Origin of the sequence: uncultured Chryseobacterium sp. (assembly GCF_913776365.1) — a bacterium.
Taxonomy (GTDB): domain Bacteria; phylum Bacteroidota; class Bacteroidia; order Flavobacteriales; family Weeksellaceae; genus Chryseobacterium.
In genome coordinates this window covers 1-6,256 of sequence record NZ_CAJYMO010000348.1, presented here as the reverse complement: position 1 = coordinate 6,256, position 6,256 = coordinate 1, and the positions used below count along the sequence as shown (strand labels likewise).

Sequence of the window (6,256 nt, the reverse complement as noted above, 5' to 3'; positions counted from 1 at the left end):
CCCAAAACAATAATATTTCCCTGATAAACAATATCCAGTGGGGAGGAAATGAAGAATTGGGTACAGCTCATTTTAATCAGGTAAATTTTTACTATTCACCAAGAACTATAAAAGAGTCTTCTTACATTAGAGGTGTTCCGTTAATTCAGGACAAGAAATTATCTCAGGTCAGTATATTTTCTAACACTTCTTTATTTAAGAATTATTCAATACAGTATTCTGCTTCACAGAATATTATAAATAATGATGCCAATAATAAGATTAATTATGATTTTGTTGAGAAAATAGTTGAAACGAATTCAGCAGGAGAAGAAGCTGATCCTGTGATATTTTCGACAAAACCTTTATCTACTTCTCTGCATGAAAGTGATTTCGGTAATTATAATAATATCATAACCACTGGAGATTATAATGGAGATGGTCTTATAGACTTTGTTGTGATGCAGCCTGCGCAAAATGGAAGGCCTGATGGGTATTATATTTATTTTGACGCAGTCAATAGCAGTAATCCCTCCTTTGTTTATTTGGGATCATACGCAATGTATTCATCCGGTAATGGTTTTACAACGGTAAATGTCAAGTCTGCTGATAATTACATTAAAACCAGACAAGGCCTGATTATTAGTAAAAATAATGCAGGTACTAATCCTCCGACTACAGGAAGCATGCAGCTGAAATATTACTCAGTAAAAAGTGATGCTTCCGTACTCAATACTTTTAATGATCCTCTTGTCCTGGAATATTCCAAAACAATTAATCCATCGGGATATGCATATAGTCCATCAATTTATCCTCCACCGGTTCCACCTGTTGATGATTATAATGGTCAGACAGAAAGATCTGCTGTTCATCTTTTAAAAGAAATAGATATAGATTCTGACGGTATGTCAGAAATTATAATGGGTATTCAGGATTCAAAGTGCTATAACATGATTATCGTACCCGATCCCTTAAAGACAATATGGAGGTGCAGGACATTAGGCTACAGATATATGGTTTTGGATCATACTGATTTACAGAATAATTCAGTACATATCATACCGGGTATTACAGCTAAAAATATTTTAAGTAAAGGCGGGATCATGGATTTTGACAATGATGGAAAGCAGGATATTGTTTTTATCGAACCTTCAGGAATAAATACGGATGCTGTATACTATACCAAAAGCTATATCAATGGAAGTACAGGTTTAAAAACCTCATCTGTTCCTGTAAACAATATGAAACAATATGAATTAAAAAAACAGGAGAACAGTTATGCTATTGAGCTTAAAAAGAGCTATGTTATTAAAGGCCTTATGGACGGGATTCAATTCGGCGACTTGAATGGGGATAAAAATATTGAGGTATTACTTCCGCTTCACGAGTATAAAGTTAACGACGAATATACTACAGGATGGTCTGTTTACCTGAATACCGGAGCTGATCTAGAGGAAAGTTTACAGGGGTTGATGCTGTATAAGAAGGATGTCTCTTCAAGACCTGATATTCTTTCAAACAGTGCTGTTATGGATCTTGATGGTGATGGTAAAGGCGAAATTTTGAATTCTTACACTTTTTTCAGTAATATCAATACCAACTTTCAGAGTAACTGGAGGCTGGATAGCTATTCTGAGCCTTATTATAATCCTAATGACAGTCAGTTCAAATGGCGTTTCAATGAAAAAAGATTAATGTCTTCCGAAAGACCAAAAGCGATAATAAGCCCGTTATTCGGCGATTTCAGAGTCAATAATTCTTTATCCAAGGTACTTTTTTTATTAAAAGCTACTAATTCAAGTGAAATAAAGCTTATCAGTTATCAGCATTATAACCTAAATGCTGATAAGAATATCTCTTCTGTTTCACAGGCTTATCTTCAGTATGATATCGATTACAAGGAGCTCAATCCGGCAGTAAGTCCTAATTTATACGCTCCTGTAAAAAAAGAGCAGTATCCTTATGTTGAATTGGAAAGAATGGATCAATCATATGCCGTATCACAGATCAGAATGGGAGGAAGAAAACAGGATTTCAGATACAGAGGGTACATTGCTCATCTCCATGGAAAAGGAGTGATCGGTTTTCGTCAGACCGCCCGCTCTTCATGGTATGCTGATAATTATGAAAATACCAAAATCTGGAATGGGGTGGAAACAGACCCGCTGCGTGACGGATTACCTGTAAAGGAATGGAGCATCAGGACAAATAATGAAAACCTGGTATTCCCTGCTGATATTTCAGAAAATAACACTCAGTTATTAAGTTTTAAGTCAATGGTTTACCAAACGGATAAATTGGTAAACGGACAAGTAGTTACTACTGTTGCTCCTGCCGACAAATCCAGGATGGTACTTGCCGTTACACCGACGTCTAATAAAAAGAAAGATTTTTTAACCGGGACGGTTACAGCAAGTTCGATAACTTATGGAGATTACCATCTTCCTGCCCAAAGTGTTACAAATACGAATAATGGCTATGAAATCAGCACTTCTACATTTGAGTATACCCATAACCCATCAGGGGTTGGAAAAGATTATTATATTGGCCGCCCAAAAGCAAAGATCAATAATGTTTCCGCCTATGGTGATACAAAGTCTGTCAAGGAAGAATATACCTACGAAAACAATCGTTTAAAAACATGGAAGACCTGGAACAGGGACAATACAGCGTATTTACTGGAAACATATGAATATGACGGTTTTGGGAATATTACTCAAAAAGTAACAGGTAACAGCATAGATGCACAGACCCAAACTATTAAAAGTGAATATGAAGCAAAAGGAAGGTTTGTTGAAAAGAAAACGGATAATTTAGGCCTGGAAACCACTGCTACCTATAATAACCGGGGACAATTGCTGGCACAGATTGATCCGTTGGGTAACAGCCTGACTAATATCTATGATGCCTGGGGAAAACTGTCGGAGTCCACAACCAGTCTGGGAGGAACGACAACTTACCTTTATAACAGGGAAAGCAATGGTGATTTCATAGTTACTCAAAATGATCCGGATGGCGATGTTTCTAAAAAGTATACAAATAAGCTGGGGCAGGAGTATAAAGTTTCCGGCAAGGCCTTTGCCCAGGGACAGTATGTGTCTGTTACAAGTGAATATGATATTTTAGGAAGAAAAATAAGGGAAAGTGAGCCTTATTTTGAAGGACAGAATCCATATAAATGGAATACGATATCATATAATGATACGGTATTTCCTGCAAAAGTAACAGCTACTTCCTTTACCGGGAAGAAAATGGAAACTTCCGTTTCAGGGCTTACCACTACCGTTAAAGAAATCAATGGCTATGAAAGAACAAATTCCAAAACAGCTGATGCCGTAGGCAATATAATGTCTTCTACTGACAAAGGAGGCACCATACAATTTTCCTATAATGCTGCCGGAGAACAGATCAAGGCGCAGTATGCTGAGAATATTGTTACAACAAAGTACGATGCCTGGGGCAGGAAATCTGAATTTAATGATCCTTCCAATGGCGTATATAAATACGAATATGACGGCTTCGGTCAGCCAAAAAAGATCATTAGCCCGAAGGGAGAAAAAGTATTTACCTATAATGCGCTTGGTCAAATGGTTTCCCAGCAGGAACTTTCTACCAATGACGGTGGCCAGGGCACAAATAATAACATTACTTTTTCTTATGATACCAAGGGAAGGCTTGTTTCAAAATCCGGGACGTCACATGGACAGTTTTACAGTTCAGGTATTACTTATGATCCCCAGGGAAGAGTAAAAGTTTCTACTGAAAGCAGCTACGGACGAATTTATTCGCAGAAAGAAATCACGTATGATAGTAAAGGCAGGGTATCTTCCTACGAAAAAGAATTGCAGTCATGTGGTGTTATAACGAAAGTAACCATAGAAAACGTATACAGCACATGGAATGGGGATCTTTATCAACTAAAAGATAAAATCTCCGGGAAGATTCTTTGGGAACTCCAGGAAACAGATGAGAAGGGTACCGTTTTGAAAGGCAAGCTTGGAATGTCTACCATTACCAATACCTATGATGCAGCCGGATTCTTAAAAACCGTTAATCATTCGTCTGCAGTAAAACCGGACATCCTGAAACTGACCTATACCTTCGATGCTTTAAAAAATGAACTGAAGTACAGAAAAACAGAAGGTGATTTCAGTATTGAGGAAAATTTCTACTATGATGACAATAACCGTCTTATTAACTGGACAGATCCGGTAACAGGCCTGGAGCCGAACTCCAACCGTAATGTCTATGATGCAAAAGGAAGGATCCTGCAGAATGATCAGGTAGGTACGATAAAGTTTGATAACACAGCCAAAATTTATCAGCCTACGGGAATGACCCTGAGTGCTGCAGGAATGCAGAACTATAATAATGACCTGATCCAGACTATTACCTATAATGAAAATAATGATCCGACGCTTATTACCGGGCAGAAGGCAAAGATCGGATTTGAGTATGGGCTAAGCAATATGAGGCAGAGGATGGACATTGACAGGCCTAAGCCTGCTGATCAAGGACCTATTGGTGAGTTCTCCGTGATGCAGTCCTCAGAGGATGGCGGTGGCGTTTGGGATCCTAATGCTCCAATATGGCAAAACAGCCTGAGTAAATTCTACAGTGAAGATGGCAGCTTTGAGGTAGTTAAAATAGCCGGTACAGAACAGGAAAAACATATATTATATATCGGAGGCAGCCCATATGAATCCAATATCATATATTTGAAAGATTATGGAGAAACTACAGGATCTTATAAATACCTGCATAAGGATTATTTAGGGAGTATTCTGGCCATCAGTGATGAAGCAGGAAATAAGCTGGAACAGCGGCATTATGATGCTTGGGGTAATTTTACCCATCTGAGAGTTGGGAACGGAGCCGTAGTCACCGATAAAGCGACTATTCTGAATCTGGCCAGGGGCCTTTTGACAGACCGCGGATATACCAGCCATGAGCATCTGTTGGATGTCGGGCTTATCCATATGAACGGCAGATTGTATGACCCGCTTCTGAGAAGATTTTTAAATGCGGATGAGAATATTCAGGATTCACATAATACCCAGATCTATAATAAGTATGGATATGCAGTGAACAATCCGCTGATGTACAATGACCCGAACTGGGAGTTTGCAATTTTAGCTGCTGTCCCTATTCTTATTGTGGGTGCACTAAAAGCAGTAGTTATTGGAAGTTTGATTTACACAGCCATGGCCGCTATAACAGGAAATGCCAGTAAGTCAGGATTTTTAAAAAGCGTATTTACTTCTTTTATTACCGGTGGCCTGGGGGCTGGAGTAGGAGCGCTCAACGTATTTGGAAATGGTTTCTGGGGCGCTGTAGCGCAAGGTGCTTCTATTGGTGCTGCCGGAGGTGCTGTAGATTCTATTGTCAATAATACTCCGGTATTAAAGGGGATTTTGAAAGGAGCTGTCATCGGAGGGACTGTGGGAGCAGTGAGCTACACGGCGAATTATTATATAAAAGGATATAATAGACCTAAGTTTACCACAACATCAGATGTCGAAGTTGATACTAATGCCGATACTAATTTGGACTTGCAAAGTATGAATAAGAATGTGAAAGATGCACGAGGGAATATTCCAAATAATGAACGGTTTAATATTGATAGTGAAGGAATAGGATTAAGTAATTCCGATGGCTTTATGATGAATGACAATGGGAATTTTAACGTGCTAGGAAGGACGGATTTTGATTTTAATTCTGGAAAATCGAATATATTATATTCTACAAAAGCTGCTTCAAACTTTAAAACCTTAGGTAGAGTAATGTCACATGAAACAGCACATGCATGGTCTAATGCATTAGGATTACCTAACATAGAAATAGATCAAGCTAGGAGGTTTCATGATGCTTTCGATAGTATTGAGCATCTGGTAATAAGAAATTTAGAATATGTATATGCAGGCAAAAATAATATTATCTCATATGTTGGCTATGTACCAAAACAATTGATTAATTTTCAGATTGCTGCTTTAAATAGCTCACAGAAAATATTATACAATTTTATATATAATAAATTTTATGATATTTTTAATATAACCTATAAATTTCCATGATATGAAATATATAATTTATTTATCAGGTGTTTTTTTGTTATTAAATTGTTCTGCAGTACATAAAAGCAGTCCGGATTTTATCTTTTCCTCAAAATTTTATGATAAAGAAGAAAAAGAAATAAGCGAAATTTATTATGATAGCCAAACCGGTATTTTTAAAATGAGCAGACCCGAAAAAATAGTAATTAAACTGAATAATGAAG

2 protein-coding genes are annotated in these 6,256 nt (G+C 37.5%); both read left to right on the top strand.

The window, feature by feature from the left end; all coding sequences use genetic code 11:
• Nucleotides 1-56: 56 nt before the first annotated feature.
• Nucleotides 57-6,053, top strand: coding sequence for an RHS repeat-associated core domain-containing protein (locus QZ735_RS18665; RefSeq protein WP_294251856.1), 5,997 nt, complete (start codon nt 57-59; stop codon nt 6,051-6,053).
• Nucleotide 6,054: 1 nt separating this feature from the next.
• A partial coding sequence (locus QZ735_RS18660; protein ID WP_294251854.1) for a hypothetical protein occupies nt 6,055-6,256 on the top strand: 202 nt, incomplete at its 3' end.